An 18,817-nucleotide genomic window follows, 5' to 3' on the forward strand; every position below is an offset into this window, starting at 1 on the left:
AGAGTGGCTTACAGACAACCACTCTGTATTGACTAAAAGATAGGGAAATGAGGAGCAGGGGACACTGAAGTAAAACTGAAGCTCAGGCTGACAATCGTAATCAGAGTAACTGAAAATAAGAAGAAACGCTTTGCCCAGAGCTGGTCATTTTCAGCCTTCAGGCCAATCAGACCAATGTAAAACCAGTAAATGCACAGAAGGTTCAAGATAACCAAATACAGCCAGTTGGTATAGCCATAGATGAATAGGGCATTCATGGCAATACTGAATAGGACGATATAAATCAGGGATTCAATCTTGGTGCGTAGAATAGAACGTGCTACAGGTAAAATAGGGATACCTGCATTTTTATAGTCATCAAAACGGTAGATTGCAATTCCCCAGGAATGAGGCATTTGCCAGAATGCATAACCTGCGAAGATGAGTAGGGCGGCCAAGTCAAATTCATTGGTTACTGCTGTATAACCAATCACCGGAGGACTTGCTCCAGAAATACTGCCAATCAGTGTCTGATGGATACTGGTACGTTTGGTCCAGAGACTATAGAAGCCTACATACACCACGAAACCAACCACAGCAAATGCAAAGGCATAAGTGTTCACCCAAAACCATAGTATGCTAAAACCGATCACTCCCAAAACCAGCGCATATAGCATGGCAACAGGTACAGAAACAGTTTTTTTTACAAGAGCACGATTTTGAGTGCGTTGCATTTTCTGGTCGATGTCTTGGTCAATTATATTATTGACGACACAACCTGAGGCAACAACAAGCGTTGTACCGATAAGGGTTAAAAAAAGCAAAAGGAAATCTACAGAGCCTTGGGCGGCTAATAAAAAACCGCCCAAGGGGGGAATGAAATTACCGAAGAGAATTCCTGGTTTGGTCAGGAATAGATACTTTTTCAGCATGACGACCAGTTTAGATCATCATGTTGAAGTGAAGGTAATTCATAATCCATACCGAGCCTACAAGTAAAATTGCAATACATAGGACAGTATAGATAAAAGCAATTACGTTCCAGCGCTGTTCTGAAGAGGCATTCATATGTAAGAAGAATACCAGCTGAACAAGCACCTGTGCAGCAGCAGTAATGGCAATTACAGTAACCAGTAAGCCACGCTCAAATCCACCACTCATCACCATCCCGAATGGGATGATGGTCAGAATTACGGATAGGATAAAGCCGATCGTGTATTGCTTGAAATTACCGTGCGCTGCACCAGCAGAGTTATGATCGTGACTCATTAGAGAACTCCCATTAAGTAAACTACGCTGAATACACAGATCCAAACGATGTCAAGGAAGTGCCAGAACAAGCTTAGGCAAGCCAGACGACGCATATTTGGAAGAGTCAAACCATTTTTCTTGATTTGAATCATCAAAATGATCATCCATACCAGACCTGAAGTTACGTGGATACCGTGCGTACCGACCAGCGTAAAGAACGAGGAAAGGAAAGCACTGGTAGTTGGGCCGTAACCTTCATGAACTAGATGATTGAACTCATATAGTTCCATGCCGATGAACGACGCACCAAAAAGCCATGTAACTGCAAGCCAGGCAATAACCTGACCCACATTTTTCTTGTATGAAGCAAGTACAGCAAAACCAAAGGTTACTGAAGAGATCAGAAGGGCGAAGGTTTCAGTTAAAACAAAACCAAGAGAGTCGCCAAACAGATCTCCTGCACTTGGAGTACCCGGTGGAACATGACTGCTTAATACAGCGAACGCGATGAAGAGTGTACCGAATAAAATCAAGTCACTCATCAAGTAGGTCCAGAAACCAAAGACAGTGATATCAGTATCATCGTGATGATGATGTTCATCATGTCCATGGTTGTCGTGATGAAGTACTTCAGCCATATCCTTAGTCCTTCTTCAAGTGTTTTTCAAGTAAAGCATAACGTTCATCTTCGATACGCTTAACTTCAGCTGCAGGTACATAGTAGTCCACTTTCTTAGTAAATGAACTCACGATGAAGCTAATAATAGCAGCAGCGAAGGTAATGAATACTAACCACCAGATATGCCAGATCAATGCAAAGCCCATAACTGTAATAAACATTGCAATTACAAAGCCGGCAGCACGGTTAGTTGGCATATGGACATCTTCATAACTCGTTGGACGAGCATATGCCACACCATTCTCTTTGTCTGTCCAGAAACGGTCAATACCGTTACCTTCTGGCAGGTGAGCAAAGTTATAAAATGGGGCAGGAGAAGATGTAGACCATTCAAGTGTACGGGCATCCCAAGGGTCGCCAGTCAGGTCCAGATTGTCATTACGCTGTAAGAAACCAACGATAATTTGCATCAGGAAGCAAGCGATACCGATAGCAATCATGACAGCACCGAACATTGCAATAGTTACATACGGATCCCAGTCTGGATTGTCATATGTGTTCAGACGACGAGTCATACCCATGAAACCTAGGATATAAAGTGGCATGAACGCAAAGTAGAAACCAAAGAACCAGAACCAGAATGCAGCTTTACCCCAAGTTTCATTAAGTTTCCAGCCAAACATTTTTGGCCAGTAATAAATGATACCTGCGAACATTGCAAATACAACACCACCAATAATTACGTTATGGAAGTGAGCGATCAAAAACAGTGAGTTGTGAACCAGGAAGTCTGCTGGTGGAACTGCCATCAGTACACCTGTCATACCACCAATACCAAAGGTAACCAGGAAGCCTAGAGTCCATAGCATTGGCGTTGTATAGGTAATGCGGCCCTTGTACATGGTGAACAACCAAGAGAAGATTTTCACACCAGTCGGGATCGCAATAATCATGGTCATGATACCGAAGAACGCGTTAACGTTGGCACCTGCACCCATGGTAAAGAAGTGGTGAACCCATACAACAAAAGACAGTACAGTAATTGCTACAGTTGCATACACCATCGATTTATAGCCGAATAGTGCTTTGCGGCAGAATGTTGCAACAACTTCCGAGTAAATACCAAATGCTGGCAGTACCAAGATGTATACTTCTGGGTGACCCCAAGTCCAGATCAGGTTCACATATAACATTGGGCTACCACCCATGTCATTAGTGAAGAAATGGAAACCGAAGTAACGGTCCAGAGACAGCATTGCAATGGTTGCAGTCAGTACAGGGAAAGCAGCAATAATCAGTACAGAAGTACATAGTGCAGTCCAGGTAAAGATCGGCATATCCATCAGTTTCATGCCAGGTGCACGCATCTTAATAATGGTAACAAAGAAGTTAACACCAGTAAGAAGCGTACCTAGACCAGAAATCTGGAGTGCCCAGATATAGTAATCTACACCTACGCCAGGCGAGTATTCGATACCTGACAGCGGAGGATAAGCCATCCAGCCTGTAGCGGCGAATTCACCAATTGCCAGAGAAGCCATCATCAAGCCAGCTGCGCCCGCGAAGAGCCAGAAGCTTAAAGAGTTAAGCAGTGGGAAAGCAACGTCTCGTGCACCAATTTGTAGAGGTACAGAGATATTCATCAAGCCTACAACTAGACCCATCGCTACGAAGAAAATCATGATCACGCCATGCGCGGTGAAAATCTGGTCGTAGTGCTCCGGATGCAAATAACCTTCACCACCACCTCTAGCGAGGAACTGCTGAAGACGCATCATGATCGCATCGGCAAAGCCACGCAGCAGCATGACGACAGACACGATGATATACATGATACCAATTTTTTTATGGTCTACTGATGTGAACCATTCGTTCCACAGGTAGCCCCATTTTTTGAAATAGGTTAGTCCTACGACAAGCGCCAGACCACCTAGTACCATCAATGCAACTGTAACCAACACGATTGGATCGTGCGGAATTGCATCAAAACCAAGCTTACCAAACATGTCTTATTCCTCTACAGAAGCAGTCGCATGTTCAACATTTGCATGAGATGCACCAGCATGCTCGGCACCCGCTTGCGCTGAGTGGTCTGCACCGTGGTAGTTGCTCATGTATTTGTTAATCACTGATTCGAACAATTTAGGCTCAACTGAAGAATAGTAAGTCACAGGATGTGGCTTAGTCGGGTAAGTACCCTCAGCTTCAAGTTTTGCCGCTTCCGCTTTCTCTTCTGGAGTTACAGCACGTGCAACAATCGATTCAATTTGATGTTTTGCCCGATTACCATCACGTAAGGTTGCAAATTCAGCTTGGTCTAGAATACCTTTTTGAATTGCTTCTGGATTTACAGAAGTACCATTACCTGCTTTAACCGCAGCAACCCACTGATCAAACTCTGGTCGAGTGACACTGTATGCCAAGAAACGCATTTGCGAGAAACCGTAACCTGAGTAGTTGGCAGAGAAACCGCGGTATACACCAGTTTCTTCAGCTAATACATTCAGATGAGTCTGCATTCCCGCCATTGCATAGATCTGACCTGCTAACTGCGGAATGAAGAATGAGTTCATTGTAAAGTTAGACGTCAGGCGGAAGCTTACTGGTGTATATACTGGAAAGCGTAATTCATTTACTGTTGCAATATTCTGCTCTGGATAAATGAACACCCATTTGAACTGTTCTGCAATCACTTGCACGTTCAATGGCGCTTGCTCAGATTCTATAGGACGGTATGGGTCATACTTGTGTGAACCCACCCAAGTCAACCAAGCTAGAATACCAATAATAATAACAGGGATACCCCAAACTACAACTTCAATCGTAGTAGAGTGCGCCCATGTAGGTTTATAGTCTGCATCTTTATTTGACGCGTGATATTTCCAACCAAACCATAAAGCCATGATGATTGATGGAATCACCACAAGCAACATCAGATAGATTGCTGTCATCATCAGGTTACTTTGACCTGCAGCAACTGGACCTTTAGAGTTTAGAAGTACTAGATCACCACCACACCCGGTTAGGAGTACGGCAAGCGTTGATAAAGACAATACAGCTAAAATTGTTTGTCTCATTTTACAACCTCGGTGAAGAGTCCCATTACTAAATAAATATGGGATAGCGATTAAAGTGCCGCATCAGTTAAACAACAGCTTCTGGATTGAAGAAATCATTTTTTACCGGGCACCGCTACGTTGTAGGGCATTATGCCTTATATCAACAAACTAAGCTACACATAAAGTGGCTTTAAATTACTGTAAAGAAAACTGATTTTTTTGGTCGGGATTGGTTTTTTCGTATTAAAAAATCAATATTTTCAAAGTGGTGAAAAATTAAAAGGGTAAATCCATTTACCCCTGTGAATGACTACTTAGTACGTTTAATAACCTTGGTTTTGGCGATCATATCATGTAAGGTTTGTCTTTTTTGTCCTAAAGCAAATAAAGCATCAATAATTGCAATAAAGGGCACTACTGTCAGTGTAAGCAAGATTACCAGGACACTTCTCAATAAAAAAACACGGGTTAAATTTACTTTACCAGAAGTGTTAGCGTCTACAATCTGGATATTAGCCAACTTTTTACCAATACTTTGGCCTGTCCGGGCGAGTAACACAGCCTGGATCACAAGCATAATAAGCATATACACCAGCATTGCCTGCCATGCTTCAGCTGGAATAAGTGCAAGAAACTGGTTTTGAAGGTCTATAGCCTTCGTTGTGCTATCTGCAGACTGCATTTGTGCCTGAATGCGTGTGAGCTCAGTCATCTGGGTAGGGGTAAGGAAAAAAGAAGGTAGGGCTGCTATAGGTAGCCACAACATGAGATCAATTACTTTTGCCAGTATTCTTGAGCCGATTGAAGCCTGCTGCTCTGCGACCTTAGGTTTATTTTGTACATGAGTTTTCTGGATCACAGGATTATTAAATACAGGCTGGGCTGAAGAAGACTGGTAGCCTGCCGGCTCATAACTCAGTTTTCCCTGTGTAAGTTCACCTAATGCTTTCCATTCGGTCATACCTTCATGCCAAGCTAAGTCAGTCAACAAAACCTGCTGACTGGCAAGCATCTGATTGACTTGTTCTAGAGTATACGGGCCTGCCTGTTGATTATTTCTAGCCAAATAAATCTGCATAAATTTTGAATCTCGAATACCTGAAATAAATGAAACAAAAAAGAAAAATATACACTCAAACTTTTCTGCATATATTTAAAGACATCATTAAATATCTTTAATTCATCTGCTTTATAACATATTGCTCTAAATAACTAGTCAAATTTGTCTGTAAACAGGGGAATACGCAGATTTTAAAAGTGAAGTAGCTGTAATCTTTTTATATTAAACCACATTGGAGGAACTTGGAAATCTTAAATATGAGATAGCTGAAAGCTTAAATTTGACTAAGCGAAAGCAGCTTAAAGTAGAGTGAGGCAAAACGGATTATAACTAAAAAAATTAAGCCTGATGGATCAGGAATAATGAGTTTTAAGAATATATTAGTATTTTATATAAGTGCAGCTAAACATCTTGGAGCTTATACAAAATATTTTAAAAAGTCATATTTTATCAAATGGATAAGTTAAAGAGAATAGAATCTATAACAAGGCAGGCCAGTGTTTCTGGCAGTAAACGATAAAGATATTTTAATTTCCGGATTTGGACACCAACGGCAGCTTAGAAGCCAAAAAGTCTAATTGCAAAATAAACAGGGATTATAATTACTTAATAATCCCGATTTAATTTAGTTGTTATTAATTAGGCAGCTTAGTTTGCTAGTCTGAAATAGGAATAGCTGACATTTTTATCTTTATAGACATCATAACTTTTTTGTTTAAAGTCAGAAACCCAACTGTTACCGCTATAGCCAGCTATATGACCATATTGATGTTTCTGGGTACGATGAATTATATAAATATCGCCTTCTTTAGGATGGTCAAAAGAGGGTTTAATTTCACGATAACCCAGAGAAAGCAAAGTATTTCCCCAGTCTGAAGCTGCAACAGGATGAGACTGTATTTTGGCACCAGCAGATTGCAATGCAACTCGAATACTTTTAGCGCATTTACTGGTACTGGATTGACGAGTAATACTCTTTAATTTATTGGTGAAAGTATTAAGGTCAAAATAATCTGAAACCATACCTCGGACACCACCGAATGGACCTGAGTGGGGAGTAGAAGACTCTACAATAACCTGTGGCTGAGGCGTAGAATGTAAATAAGACGTATCAGAAAGAGAATAATCGTAAAGCATTTAGAACATAAGATAACTTAAGACGGCAGTATAAATAACACAATTATCTTATAAATAACACGAATGTAATATTTTGAAATATTATTACATTACAGTTAATCAAAGTTTTCTATTTTTAAAGGGAAGAAGCCAAACTAGAAATCTTGATGTAAATTAGATTGAAAATTAACTTTCTAGTATCCTATTGAATTTTGTAAGAATGACTATTTTCCGGATATAAATAAAATTTTTGGTTAAAATGTGAGCTTTTGTGATAAGTTGTTATATAAATTACTTGTTGTTTTAGAGGTGTAAATGTAAACTTCGTCACAGTTAAAGAACTTTTAAGTTTATTGCCCATACTCAATGTATGGGTATTTTTTTTGAAAGTTGAATGAGTGGGTTTAAATTTTAATTTTTAAAGAAAGAACATGATTAAGTAGTCACTTTTATTTGATCTAAACTTTTAATATAGTGAAAATTATGGAAAGAATTCATACAGAACAGCCACTAAGCCTTCACCTGACAGAGTCTTATAAGGGCGTAACTAAGACTAATTTGAACATCCTGCCGGGTAGCCAAGAAAGTTTTTCGCTCAATGAACTGTATGAAAAATCTAAAAAATTCGAGGACGAACTTAAAGCTGAAGAGAATGAAGTAGTAAAGTTCCAAAAGAAAATGATCATTTTAATCTGGGCTTTTTTCATCATCATCGGGCTTCTTGTGACGTTAAGCTATTAGATTAAAAATTATAAATAACCGTAGAAATTCATAACTTTCATTAAAGTAATTTTAAAATATCATCACAGTTTGATTGTCTGTCCCTATAAAGTTGCGTCCAGTGAAACTAACCAATTTCTACCTATCTAAATTATTTATTTACTTTTAATAAGACTGCTTAAACTGGTGCTAATTGTAATAAAAAAGGCCCTGTTGGGCCTTTTTTATTACATATATTTAAGACTGTTTAATTTTTTCTTCAGCAAGGAAGAACCAGGTATCCAAAACAGAGTCCGGATTAAGTGAAACCGACTCGATACCCTGTTCCATTAACCATTTCGCCAGATCTGGATGGTCGGAAGGGCCCTGTCCACAAATCCCTACATATTTGCCTGCTTTACGACAAGCATGAATAGCCATAGACAATAGGGCTTTAACTGCTGGGTCACGTTCATCAAACAGGTGGGAAACAATACCAGAGTCACGGTCCAGACCAAGAGTAAGCTGCGTTAAATCATTAGAACCGATAGAGAAGCCATCAAAATGTTCAAGGAACTGCTCAGCCAAAAGTGCATTGGTTGGTAATTCACACATCATGATTACTTTAAGGCCATTCTCACCACGTTTAAGTCCATTCTGAGCTAGTAGTTCAATAACACGTTTTGCTTCAGTAACAGTGCGTACAAATGGAATCATGATCTGGATGTTAGTCAGACCCATTTCATCACGTGCTTTCTTAAGTGCACGGCATTCCAGCTCAAAACAGTCACGGAAGTTGTCAGAAACATAGCGGCTTGCACCACGGAAGCCCAGCATCGGGTTTTCTTCTTCCGGTTCATATAATTTGCCACCAATCAGGTTGGCATATTCATTTGACTTGAAGTCGGACATACGGACAATAACAGGCTTGTCTGCAAATGCAGCTGCAAGTGTTGCAATTCCTTCGACCAGTTTTTCTATATAGAATTCAACTGGAGAAGAATAGCCTGCTGTGCGTGCCATAACTGCTGCGCGGGTTTCACGTGGCAGGCTGTCGATATTAAGCAGGGCTTTAGGGTGCACACCAATCATGCGGTTAATGATAAACTCTAGGCGAGCAAGACCAATTCCTTCATTTGGCATTTGTGCAAAATCAAAGGCACGGTCTGGGTTACCCACATTCATCATAATCTTGAATGGAAGCTTCGGCATAGATTCGATTGAGTTGCGCTGAACTTCAAAGTCGAGTGCACCTTCATAAATGAAGCCAGTATCACCTTCAGCACATGAGACGGTAACTTCCTGACCATCTGCCAGTACTTCAGTCGCATTGCCGCAACCTACAATGGCAGGAACACCAAGTTCACGTGCAATAATTGCTGCGTGACAGGTACGCCCACCACGGTTGGTAATAATGGCAGCAGCACGTTTCATGACTGGTTCCCAGTCAGGATCAGTCATATCTGATACCAGAACATCGCCTTCTTGTACTTTGTCCATTTCTTTTATGGAAGTTACAATACGAACTTTACCTGAACCGATACGCTGGCCAATAGAGCGGCCTTCACAGATCACGCTACCACGCTGTTTTAGCAGATAACGTTCCATTGTGCCCACATCTTGACGGCTTTTCACGGTTTCAGGACGTGCCTGAACAATATAAAGCTGGCCATCATCGCCATCTTTTGCCCATTCAATATCCATTGGTGAGCCATAATGCTCTTCAATGATAAGGGCCTGTTTAGCCAGTTCATGTAATTCATGATCATTCAGTGCAAACTGCTGGCGTTCCTGTTTTTCAACATCGACCACAACTACTGAGTTACCGGCAGAACCTTCATCACCATAAATCATTTTCTGGTGCTTGGAGCCAAGGTTGCGACGTAAGACCGCATGCTTGCCGCCTGTTAATAAAGGTTTAGACAGATAAAATTCATCAGGGTTTACTGCACCCTGAACAACCATTTCGCCTAATCCATAAGAAGCAGTGATAAATACAACATCACGGAAACCAGATTCGGTATCAAGTGTAAACATTACACCTGCAGCACCTGTCTCTGAGCGAACCATACGTTGAATACCAGCAGAGAGCGCAACTAAGCTGTGTTCAAAACCTTGGTGCACACGATAAGCAATGGCGCGATCATTAAAGAGAGAAGCAAAAACTTCCTTGATAGCAATCAGCACATTGTCAATACCACGAATATTCAGGAAGGTTTCCTGCTGGCCTGCAAATGATGCATCTGGTAAATCTTCGGCAGTCGCAGAAGAACGAACGGCAACCGCGATATCAGGGTTGCCGTTTGAGAGAGCTGCAAAAGCTTCACGAACTTCTTTTTCTAATTCTGCAGTAAGTGGAGTGTCAACAATCCATTGACGAATTTTAGCTCCGGTTTCGGCCAGCGCATTAACATCATCAACATTTAATTGAGCAAGTTCAGCTTGAATCTTGGCGTTCAGGCCGCTCTGTTCGAGAAATTCACGATAGGCAGCAGCAGTTGTAGCAAAACCACCAGGTACCGATACACCAGCATTGGATAAATGGCTGATCATTTCACCCAAAGATGAGTTTTTCCCACCCACGAGTTCAACGTCGTGTTTCCCTAGTTTTTCCAGACCGATTACGCGCGCTTCCAAAGTTGTTACTCCACTTTTGCTGTATTAATCACTATCTTGGCATGAAATTATCTTAAAGCGCTTAGGTTTTTGATTTTACTAAGCGACAGTCATGTAAGATCGGTTTACTATAAAGATTATATAGTACTAAGACAAATGTTTGAGGAGAATTTTAATGACAGAAGGTAAACAAATTAAGCGGAGTGTGTTTTTTATTTCTGATGGCACTGCGATCACCGCTGAAACCTTAGGTCACTCCTTATTAGCCCAGTTTCCGCATGTTGATTTTGATATACACATCATCCCTTATATCACTACTGAAGAAGCTGCAACTAAAGTCGTCGAAGAAATTAATACCCGTGCAGATCGGGAAGGCGAGCAGCCTTTGGTATTTGATACGCTAGTTGACCCTAACGTACGTGATATTATTAATACGGCTAATGCAGTAAATCTGGACGTATTTGAGGGCCTTATCAGTAAGCTTTCCGATGTACTTGGCACACCTCCAACGACTTTGGTCGGGCAAACGCACGCTGTAACAGATTCTGAATCTTATAAAGCGCGTATTGATGCAGTACATTTTGCCTTAGATAATGATGATGGAGCACGTACCCGTCATTATGATAAAGCTGATCTTATTTTAATTGGAGTTTCCCGTTCAGGGAAAACACCTACTTCAATTTACCTGTCGCTCCAGTTTGGTATCAGGGTAGCAAACTATCCATTGACTGAAGAAGATCTGGACGATAACCGCTTACCAGCAGTACTTAAAGCACATAAGCATAAATTATTTGGATTGATGATTGATGCAGAGCGGTTAGTTGCCATTCGTACTGAACGTAAGGCTAATAGCCGCTATGCAAGTTTTAGCCAGTGCCAGATGGAATTACGTGCGGTAGAGGGAATTTATATTTCTGAAGGAATTAAATACCTGAATGTCTCAGAAATGTCGATTGAAGAAATTTCTACCCGTATTTTACAGATGACTGGACTTAAACGCCGTATTGGATAAATGTGTTACACAGCAGTATGACAGAACTCATACTGCTATTTTGTATAAAGACTTTTAGCTTGTTAAAATGTAAATCATTAAAGTGAGCAGCAATGTTAAAGAAAATTTTACTCGCAAGTTTACTGAGCCTTTCTTTTTCAAGTTACGCACAAACTCTGAGTCAATTTGAAAGTGGATTGCTCAAGCAGTATCAGCAAACTGAGATAAATAGCCGTATAGATGCAGATCAGTATAATCAGCAAATAGCCGAAGCTATACAGAAACAGTTGCTCAGCAATCCTGCAAGCTTTAATTATTCGTTTAAACAGCTGGTTGATGCAGGTAAATTGTCTATTAATTATAGTCCTGACAAAAAATTAAAATTTTATAGTTTTGATATTTCATCGGGTGGCACCATGCGTGAATTTGAGACTTGGGTACAGATCAATTCAGGAAAGCGTATTATGACCCAGCAAGTACCAACTGCCAGCCTGGTTCAGAATGTCTATCAAACAAACTTTAAAAATATGACTGTCTATTTAGTGCATGATATCGTCATTGGAAGCAGTCGTGAAGGTGCTTATAGTATTCAGGCGTTGCAACTTTCTCGGCAAAAACTTCGCCCTGTACAGATCTTCGAGACAAAAACTAAAAAGTTAAGTGAAATTACCGTCGAATATGATCGTGCGAATTTCCCTGAAAATCAGCCAGCATTTGAAGATTACCAACAGCTACCGCAGCAATTTATTCGGGTATCAAAAGACCTGAAGTATATTGATATCCGTGTCATTCAGGCATCCGGGAAATTGACTTCACAATATTTGCGCTATGTTAAGGCTGCAACGGCTTACCATTATCAGGGTACAGTGCAGTAAAAATCTTTTGGGTAAAAAAAGAGGCTTTGATTGCCTCTTTTTTTATTTATTTTGATTTTAAACATAAGTGGTAATAATTACGTCTATTAGATGTTCGACACCTTCCATACTCTGTATGGAATCGGCATTAATTCTGACCACAGGCCAGGTGATCAGTTTACAGTTATCGCGTTGCAGGGCTATGTAGTAATTATCCGATTTAAAAAACTTTTTATTTTCTGCACCTGTATTTGGTGTCAATTGGCGTCTTAACCACGTTTCTTTAACTTGGGCCTCAAGATGGCGGATAGCCAGCAGACTTTTAATACGATTATTAAATAAGCGGCGATTTTTGATAATTAACGGATGAGAAATCAGTTTGTGAATATGACTCTGGGTCTTAGGCAAGATAAAATGGGGAGTAATCTGGAAAACTTTAACAAACTGTGCTTTTTGACAGATATTTTCCAGCTTGCTAACAGTAGCCTGATCGGCACCAATAATTGCAACTTTCAAATCGCTTAAATCATACTGGTCAATATGCTCTGATGGAATAAGCTGGCCACGGAAATTCTCAAAGTCCCTGGCAGTATTCTGAAAAATAACCGGTTTATGCGGGTCCTTGGATTTAGTATTCATTTTATGCCTCAATTTTTATTGTTAGGATGCAGCTTTTGGTTCTGAAGTTAATTCATATATCCAAGAAGGAATCCGAGGTAAAGCCTTTTCTGGAAGCTTGTCAGTCATACTCACCATTGCATCAACGGGAATATGAAAAAATTTCCTGTCTCGGTTAATGACATTTTTAGCATGCCAGTTAATAATTTGGAACCATGGATTACGTCGTCCTTGTTGTGTACGTCCGCCGATTCGAGTGAATTTATTCATTGCCTGATACAGGTTATCTTCAGGTAAGCCCAGTTTAACAATATTGTCACGCATTTTATTGATCAGGGGTAAGTAGGCTAAAATGCCCAGTACTAAACGTGGATCAACGATGCGAGCTGCCATCTGGCCTAGCTGAATCAGATTTTTATGCATTCCCTGCTGCTCCATGACACTGAAACCTACACCTAGATGCCGTGCTTCATCCGCATTAATCAGCTCAAATGCCTGATGACAGACCGGATCATCTACCGTATCAAGTAAAAATTTACACAATGCACCATCCAGAGCGACTTCAAGCATTGGGATAACTGCACCAAGAATATAAAAGGGCATATCATCGGCATAGGTATCGAGCCATTCAATAATCAGGCGCAAATTCTTGTTGGGTTTGGGGATATCGTTCTCAAGCATTCCCCAGCGTTTCATCAGTGCCATTTCTGCATTCGCATGGCGCTGTTCTTCAGCATGGAAAATGGCATACATTTCACGCAAGGTTGCATTAGGTGCTTTTTTTGACATGGCTGAAAATGCCCGTGCACCCACATGCTCGATCCACATCAGATCAGCCATAAAGTCTTTTAGTTTTGGCCATTGTTCTGCGGTAATTTTTTCCCGACCTGGCGCATTCCAGTCAATATCGGATAAACACCACTGAGTACTTTTGACCTTTTGCAGCATTTTTTCCAGATCGATAGTGGCCATAGCTGTCTTCCTGTATTTTCTATTTTTTAATAGTGTAGGAAGCTGTAACACTAAAAGAGTAGGCAGAAATGCTTAAATTTGGTGGACAAAAAAGTCAGTGAAGTAAGGTATTGATTGTTGAATAATTTTTTAACTAAATTATTGATAATAAAAGAAAGGCTTGTCATTTTAGGACAAGCCTTATCTTTAAATAGAATCTCATTAGACAGAATGCTTAAGATCCATCAGTAAGCTAAACGTTTCAAGCCGTTTTTGAGTCTCATAAATATCACAGGTAAAAATAAACTCATCAACTTCATAATCATGCAGCAACTGTTCTAAGCCGGCTTTAACAGTAGCAGGGGAGCCAATCTGGCCCATTGCATAAAAGTTACGTACAGAGAGCTGTTCAGCTGGTGTCCACAAGCCATCCATACTTTCTACAGGTGGTTTAAGTTTTAGGCTCTGACCACGAATAAGCCCTAGAACACGCTGATAGGCACTGGTAGCCAGATAGTTTGCTTCTTCATCTGTAGGTGCAACGACGACCGGTACGCCCATAGAAACATAAGGTTTTTCAAGATACTCGGAGGGTTCAAAATTTTCTCTATAAAGCTGAATGGCCTGACCAAGCATACGCGGTGCAAAATGAGAAGCAAAAGAGTAGGGTAGCCCGAGCCTTGCTGCCAGCTGTGCACTGAACAGGCTAGAACCTAATAGCCACACAGGTACATGCGTTCCCTGTCCTGGTGTTGCCACAATTCTTTGTCCGGGTTGAGGTTCTTTAAAGTAGTGCAGGATTTCCTGTACATCCTGTGGAAACTGGTCTTCAGTTTCCTGCCGACCACGACGTAGAGCACGCATAGTTACCTGATCTGTGCCTGGAGCACGGCCCAGACCCAATTCAACCCGATCCGGATATAAGGTCGCTAGAGTACCAAACTGTTCAGCAACGACCAGTGGTGCATGGTTAGGTAACATAATTCCACCTGAACCGACGCGTAAATGCTCTGTATTGGCCAAGATATATCCGAGCAGAACAGCAGTTGCCGAACTGGCAATCCCGTCCATATTATGATGTTCAGCCAACCATAAACGCTCATAGCCTAGCTTTTCAGCATGTTGGGCTAATTCAAGAGAATGTTCGAGGGAGAAGCGAACGGTCTTGTCATCACGGACAGGAACCAATTCCAGAATAGAAAATCGAGTGTTGGCAAGATTAGGCATGATGATTCCAGATTAAGACAATTACTGAAAAGCATACGACGTTAAACAGGTTTTGTATATCGACAAAAAACGATATAAATACAAAAATAAAAAAAGCATCCGAAGATGCTTAAAGAGATAACTGGGAAATTAATTAGTAACGTTTACCATTTTTATAATGACCTAAATGACGGCCATTATCAGTATAGCGGTTGTTGTTGTAGCGGTAATCATTGTAACGGTAACGATTTGAGTTATAACGGCGTTCATCCCGGTCATCATAGCGACGGTCTTCACTTACACGCTGGCCTAATACTGAGCCGCCGGCAGAACCTAGCGCCGCACCAATATAACCACCATTTGTACCGCCCATATTCTTCCCAACGCTATAACCTGCTCCGGCACCCAGGGCACCTCCAATAATTGCGCCATTACGGTCGCGCTTATTACTGGAAACCGCAGCACCTGCACCGCCACCTACAGCTGAGCCAATCATTGCTCCTGTTTGTCCACCCATGTGCTGCCCAATTGCGGCACCTACTACACCGCCTAAAGCGGATGTAATTGCAGTATTGGTTGAATTACCTGCATTAGCTGCTGTCATACCCATGGCTGAGGTGGCTACAACAGCAATCATTAGAGTTTTATAGTTCATGAGTACACCTGTAAATATATCTGAATCTGGTTTCTATAGATCAAAATTAATAGCGTAAACCTGACTCAGCATGAAGATAACGTTATGAAATTGTATTTTGCTTATCCTTAATTTATCCGTAATTGTGCATACCCGTCTTATGCATTAAAAAAGCACCCGAAGGTGCTTGAATCTTGACTGCTATTATTAACGGTGACGACGGTATTTTTTATTCCATTGACGGGAGTTATAATAACGGCGGTCATCGTCTTTATCTTTAGCGATTTTATTGCCTAAAGCTGCACCTCCGGCTGCTCCCAGTGCGGAACCGATCAGGCCACCAGTTGAACCACCCATTTGTTTACCCAGGGCATAACCACCTACACCACCTACACCACCACCAATCGCAGATTCAGTACGGTTACGTTTATTACTCGCTACAGCTGCACCACCTGCACCACCTAGTGCCGAACCAATCATTGCACCAGTGTTACCACCCATATTTCTACCTAATGCTGTGCCTGCTACACTTCCGAGCGCACTTGCTGCTGCAACACGAGTGGTGTTGTCTGCATATGCATTTACAGTCATCATTGATGTAGTTGCTAAGGCTGCACTTAATAAAACTGTATTTAATTTCATTTTGTTCTCCATGTGCTCAGAACTTTTGAGGCTTATGCTTTCGTTGTGAGAAATGTAACAAAACGATTCGTACTAAATATGGAGAGCTGTCTCTGTATTTATAGTGTTTGGTTTCAGCTTTGTATGCTTTCTATTAAAAACGTCTAAAATCACGGCAAATAACTAGATTTTTAAAGCAAATATGGATGAATTCTGAAGATTAGCCTCCATATCTCTAAAAAATTTATAGAGGCAAAGTGTTACCTGCCAATAATGATGTCTTTTAAAAGTCAGAATCGGTACACTATGCGCAATTTTCTGATATGGCAGACTGTTTGATCGCTTTTAACAGTCGAATGCTGTTTGACTTGAGACATATTAAAAGATGAAAGAATCGCTACGTTTACGCCTTGATCAGTTATCTGACCGTTATGAAGAGCTGACCGCACTGCTGGCAGATGCTGAAGTTATTTCTGATAATAAACGCTTTCGCAAGCTGTCCCGGGAACATAGTGATCTAACTGAAATTACCGAAGTTTGGGCCAAATATCGTCAAGCTGAAGCAGATATTGAAACAGCTGAAGCCATGCTTTCTGACCCTGACTTTAAAGAAATGGCTCAGGAAGAAATTAGAGAGAACCGGGCCCTGATAGAGTCACTTGAAAGTCAGCTTAATATTCTGATGATTCCAAAAGACCCAAATGATGCCAATGCCGCATATCTGGAAATTCGTGCTGGAACAGGCGGTGATGAGGCGGCAATTTTCTCTGGTGATCTGTTCCGTATGTATAGTAAATATGCGGAATCATGTGGATGGCGGCTCGAAATTCTCTCTGAGAATGAAGGCGAACATGGCGGTTATAAAGAAATAATCTGTCGTGTCGATGGTGATGGTGTTTATGGCCGCATGAAATTTGAAAGCGGTGCACATCGAGTACAGCGTGTCCCAGCCACAGAATCCCAGGGGCGGGTACACACTTCAGCATGTACTGTAGCGATACTTCCTGAAGTAGATGTGGATACCACAGTAGACATCAATCCGGCTGATTTACGTATTGATACTTATCGTGCATCAGGTGCCGGCGGTCAGCACATTAATAAAACGGACTCAGCTGTACGTATTACCCATATTCCTACCGGCACAGTAGTTGAATGTCAGGAAGAGCGTTCGCAGCACAAGAATAAAGCCAAAGCGATGTCACTTCTGGTTTCACGTTTAGAGAATGCTAAACGTGCTGCACAAGAATCTGCCACTTCTGAAATGCGCCGTGATCTGGTGGGTTCGGGCGACCGCTCTGAACGTATTCGTACCTATAACTATCCGCAGGGACGGATGACTGATCATCGTATTAATCTCACATTGTATAAGCTAGATGCCATTATGGAAGGTGATCTAAATGAGCTTTTAGATAGCTTGCATCGTGAATATCAGGCTGATCAGCTGGCAATGCTGGCACAGGAAAATGGCGGCTAATGAAACTTAGTGAGGCCTTGACAATTCGGGGCATACCAGACAGCTATGAACGTCAGGAAAATATCTGGCTACTTGAACATATTCTAAATATAAAAATGTTTGAGTTCAGGTTCCGTCAGGATAAAGAGCTGACGGCCGAGCAGCAGCATGCTTATCTGGCTGCATTGGCTCGACTGGAAGCCGGCGAACCTCTCGCATATATTCTTGGTTCACAGCCATTCTGGACACTTGATCTGAAAGTGACCCGAGATACACTGGTACCACGGCCAGATACTGAAGTACTGGTCGAAACTGTTTTGACGCTGGACTTGCCTGAAGAAACCAAGATGGTGGATTTAGGCACAGGTACAGGTGCCATCGCTCTGGCGCTAGCCTCAGAAAAACCTCACTGGTCGGTTCTGGCTACTGATGTTTATATGCCCACCCTTACAGTTGCCCGTGAAAATGCAGACAAACATGGTTTACAGCAGGTAGAGTTTGCTTGTGGAGCCTGGTTTGCAGCATTGAACCAGTTACCTGAGCCTATATTTGATTTAATCGTATCCAACCCACCCTATATCGATGCAGAAGATCGGCATATGAAAGATCTGGCCACAGAGCCGGTACGGGCTCTCGTTGCGCTTAAGCAAGGTCTGGCTGATTTGGAGACGATTATTGAGCAGGGTAAAAGCTGGTTAAGACCAGAAGGCTGGATTGTACTGGAGCATGGGTATGAACAAGCAAAAGCCGTACGCTCTTTCTTTGAGAATAAAGGGTTTGAGTCGGTTCGTACTGTAAAAGACTATAGTGGCAATGATCGAGTTACATTGGGTCAGCTAATCTGATCGAAACTTATTTATATCGGGGCTTCATTAGGAGCCTTTTATTTACTGGTCATAATTTTGCTAACCTAAGCCTTAGCTTTCTATAAATTTCATCAAGTGGCCTGTTGTTTTTCCGGTATCCTGAGCAGGATAATTACGAAAATTACAGTAGCGGGAAACAATATTTAACGCCATCTCTCAGCCGATAAAAAGTATTGCCATTCTATTTTAACTATTTAAAGCTGTTTTAAGTAGATGACAGAAAC

The 18,817-nt window shown here is 41.4% G+C and carries 18 protein-coding genes; 5 read left to right on the plus strand and 13 right to left on the minus strand.

The features are described from left to right. Window positions 1-32 precede the first annotated feature (32 nt). From cyoE to J502_RS03870, 7 genes are all read right to left on the minus strand, one after another. Window positions 33-911: a heme o synthase gene (gene cyoE, locus J502_RS03840; protein WP_034683168.1), complete on the minus strand. Its 879-nt coding sequence runs from the start codon at window positions 909-911 to the stop codon at window positions 33-35. A gap of 10 nt (window positions 912-921) precedes the next feature. Beyond that, window positions 922-1,248 (minus strand): cytochrome o ubiquinol oxidase subunit IV, encoded by a 327-nt coding sequence (gene cyoD, locus J502_RS03845; protein WP_005014830.1) that lies wholly within the window; start codon window positions 1,246-1,248, stop codon window positions 922-924. Beyond that, window positions 1,248-1,868, minus strand: coding sequence for a cytochrome o ubiquinol oxidase subunit III (cyoC, locus tag J502_RS03850; RefSeq protein WP_005014829.1), 621 nt, complete (start codon window positions 1,866-1,868; stop codon window positions 1,248-1,250). Before cyoC ends, cyoD begins: the two co-directional genes overlap by 1 nt. A 4-nt stretch (window positions 1,869-1,872) precedes the next feature. Then, window positions 1,873-3,855, minus strand: a complete 1,983-nt coding sequence (gene cyoB, locus J502_RS03855; protein WP_005014828.1) for a cytochrome o ubiquinol oxidase subunit I — start codon at window positions 3,853-3,855, stop codon at window positions 1,873-1,875. A gap of 3 nt (window positions 3,856-3,858) precedes the next feature. Next, window positions 3,859-4,926 carry a ubiquinol oxidase subunit II gene (gene cyoA, locus J502_RS03860; RefSeq protein WP_034683169.1) on the minus strand — a complete coding sequence of 356 codons (1,068 nt, stop codon included), beginning with the start codon at window positions 4,924-4,926 and terminating at the stop codon, window positions 3,859-3,861. Between the two features lie 292 nt (window positions 4,927-5,218). Continuing rightward, on the minus strand, window positions 5,219-5,986 hold the full coding sequence (locus J502_RS03865) for an RDD family protein (protein ID WP_005014816.1): 768 nt from the start codon (window positions 5,984-5,986) through the stop codon (window positions 5,219-5,221). A gap of 630 nt (window positions 5,987-6,616) precedes the next feature. After that, window positions 6,617-7,105: a hypothetical protein gene (locus J502_RS03870; RefSeq protein ID WP_005014815.1), complete on the minus strand. Its 489-nt coding sequence runs from the start codon at window positions 7,103-7,105 to the stop codon at window positions 6,617-6,619. Window positions 7,106-7,567: 462 nt separating this feature from the next. Here J502_RS03870 and J502_RS03875 point away from each other — a divergent pair, with 462 nt between their 5' ends. Further along, window positions 7,568-7,825 carry a hypothetical protein gene (locus J502_RS03875; protein ID WP_005014813.1) on the plus strand — a complete coding sequence of 86 codons (258 nt, stop codon included), beginning with the start codon at window positions 7,568-7,570 and terminating at the stop codon, window positions 7,823-7,825. Between the two features lie 216 nt (window positions 7,826-8,041). Here J502_RS03875 and ppsA read toward each other — a convergent pair whose 3' ends face one another. Beyond that, a complete protein-coding gene (gene ppsA / locus J502_RS03880) occupies window positions 8,042-10,420 on the minus strand; it encodes a phosphoenolpyruvate synthase (RefSeq protein WP_005014811.1) in 2,379 nt (792 codons plus the stop codon). A gap of 154 nt (window positions 10,421-10,574) precedes the next feature. Between ppsA and ppsR the strand changes: the two genes are divergently transcribed. Next, complete coding sequence (gene ppsR / locus J502_RS03885; protein WP_005014809.1) at window positions 10,575-11,411, plus strand: posphoenolpyruvate synthetase regulatory kinase/phosphorylase PpsR; 837 nt, start codon at window positions 10,575-10,577, stop codon at window positions 11,409-11,411. Window positions 11,412-11,503: 92 nt separating this feature from the next. Then, the gene (locus tag J502_RS03890; protein ID WP_005014807.1) at window positions 11,504-12,265 is read left to right on the plus strand and encodes a hypothetical protein; all 762 of its coding nucleotides are present in this window, start codon (window positions 11,504-11,506) and stop codon (window positions 12,263-12,265) included. 57 nt (window positions 12,266-12,322) lie between these two features. Here the strand turns inward: J502_RS03890 and J502_RS03895 are convergent, their stop codons facing one another. The 5 genes from J502_RS03895 to J502_RS03915 form a co-directional block, all read right to left on the minus strand. After that, complete coding sequence (locus tag J502_RS03895; RefSeq protein ID WP_005014805.1) at window positions 12,323-12,883, minus strand: NAD(P)/FAD-dependent oxidoreductase; 561 nt, start codon at window positions 12,881-12,883, stop codon at window positions 12,323-12,325. A 21-nt stretch (window positions 12,884-12,904) separates the two neighbouring features. Then, window positions 12,905-13,834, minus strand: a complete 930-nt coding sequence (locus tag J502_RS03900; RefSeq protein ID WP_005014804.1) for a hypothetical protein — start codon at window positions 13,832-13,834, stop codon at window positions 12,905-12,907. Window positions 13,835-14,035: 201 nt separating this feature from the next. Beyond that, window positions 14,036-15,040: an LLM class flavin-dependent oxidoreductase gene (locus J502_RS03905; protein ID WP_034683170.1), complete on the minus strand. Its 1,005-nt coding sequence runs from the start codon at window positions 15,038-15,040 to the stop codon at window positions 14,036-14,038. Between the two features lie 133 nt (window positions 15,041-15,173). Beyond that, window positions 15,174-15,674: a glycine zipper domain-containing protein gene (locus tag J502_RS03910; protein ID WP_034683171.1), complete on the minus strand. Its 501-nt coding sequence runs from the start codon at window positions 15,672-15,674 to the stop codon at window positions 15,174-15,176. 186 nt (window positions 15,675-15,860) lie between these two features. Further along, window positions 15,861-16,295 carry a glycine zipper domain-containing protein gene (locus J502_RS03915; RefSeq protein ID WP_005025482.1) on the minus strand — a complete coding sequence of 145 codons (435 nt, stop codon included), beginning with the start codon at window positions 16,293-16,295 and terminating at the stop codon, window positions 15,861-15,863. A 364-nt stretch (window positions 16,296-16,659) separates the two neighbouring features. Here J502_RS03915 and prfA point away from each other — a divergent pair, with 364 nt between their 5' ends. Beyond that, entirely contained in the window at window positions 16,660-17,748 is a 1,089-nt protein-coding gene (gene prfA / locus J502_RS03920; protein WP_005014798.1) for a peptide chain release factor 1, read from the plus strand. After that, complete coding sequence (prmC, locus tag J502_RS03925) at window positions 17,748-18,572, plus strand: peptide chain release factor N(5)-glutamine methyltransferase (protein ID WP_005025484.1); 825 nt, start codon at window positions 17,748-17,750, stop codon at window positions 18,570-18,572. The genes prfA and prmC overlap by 1 nt, the downstream gene beginning before the upstream one ends. Window positions 18,573-18,817: the final 245 nt, after the last annotated feature.

The sequence above is a fragment of the Acinetobacter sp. 1294596 genome, from assembly GCF_000582925.1.
Lineage (GTDB): Bacteria > Pseudomonadota > Gammaproteobacteria > Pseudomonadales > Moraxellaceae > Acinetobacter > Acinetobacter radioresistens.

What these genes read in the sequence shown, in the direction of transcription:
- cyoE (WP_034683168.1), bottom strand. Translation starts at nt 911, where the DNA reads ATGCTGAAAAAGTATCTATTCCTGACCAAACCAGGAATTCTCTTCGGT.
- cyoD (WP_005014830.1), bottom strand. Translation starts at nt 1,248, where the DNA reads ATGAGTCACGATCATAACTCTGCTGGTGCAGCGCACGGTAATTTCAAG.
- cyoC (WP_005014829.1), bottom strand. Translation starts at nt 1,868, where the DNA reads ATGGCTGAAGTACTTCATCACGACAACCATGGACATGATGAACATCAT.
- cyoB (WP_005014828.1), bottom strand. Translation starts at nt 3,855, where the DNA reads ATGTTTGGTAAGCTTGGTTTTGATGCAATTCCGCACGATCCAATCGTG.
- cyoA (WP_034683169.1), bottom strand. Translation starts at nt 4,926, where the DNA reads ATGAGACAAACAATTTTAGCTGTATTGTCTTTATCAACGCTTGCCGTA.
- J502_RS03865 (WP_005014816.1), bottom strand. Translation starts at nt 5,986, where the DNA reads ATGCAGATTTATTTGGCTAGAAATAATCAACAGGCAGGCCCGTATACT.
- J502_RS03870 (WP_005014815.1), bottom strand. Translation starts at nt 7,105, where the DNA reads ATGCTTTACGATTATTCTCTTTCTGATACGTCTTATTTACATTCTACG.
- J502_RS03875 (WP_005014813.1), top strand. Translation starts at nt 7,568, where the DNA reads ATGGAAAGAATTCATACAGAACAGCCACTAAGCCTTCACCTGACAGAG.
- ppsR (WP_005014809.1), top strand. Translation starts at nt 10,575, where the DNA reads ATGACAGAAGGTAAACAAATTAAGCGGAGTGTGTTTTTTATTTCTGAT.
- J502_RS03890 (WP_005014807.1), top strand. Translation starts at nt 11,504, where the DNA reads ATGTTAAAGAAAATTTTACTCGCAAGTTTACTGAGCCTTTCTTTTTCA.
- J502_RS03895 (WP_005014805.1), bottom strand. Translation starts at nt 12,883, where the DNA reads ATGAATACTAAATCCAAGGACCCGCATAAACCGGTTATTTTTCAGAAT.
- J502_RS03900 (WP_005014804.1), bottom strand. Translation starts at nt 13,834, where the DNA reads ATGGCCACTATCGATCTGGAAAAAATGCTGCAAAAGGTCAAAAGTACT.
- J502_RS03905 (WP_034683170.1), bottom strand. Translation starts at nt 15,040, where the DNA reads ATGCCTAATCTTGCCAACACTCGATTTTCTATTCTGGAATTGGTTCCT.
- J502_RS03910 (WP_034683171.1), bottom strand. Translation starts at nt 15,674, where the DNA reads ATGAACTATAAAACTCTAATGATTGCTGTTGTAGCCACCTCAGCCATG.
- J502_RS03915 (WP_005025482.1), bottom strand. Translation starts at nt 16,295, where the DNA reads ATGAAATTAAATACAGTTTTATTAAGTGCAGCCTTAGCAACTACATCA.
- prfA (WP_005014798.1), top strand. Translation starts at nt 16,660, where the DNA reads ATGAAAGAATCGCTACGTTTACGCCTTGATCAGTTATCTGACCGTTAT.
- prmC (WP_005025484.1), top strand. Translation starts at nt 17,748, where the DNA reads ATGAAACTTAGTGAGGCCTTGACAATTCGGGGCATACCAGACAGCTAT.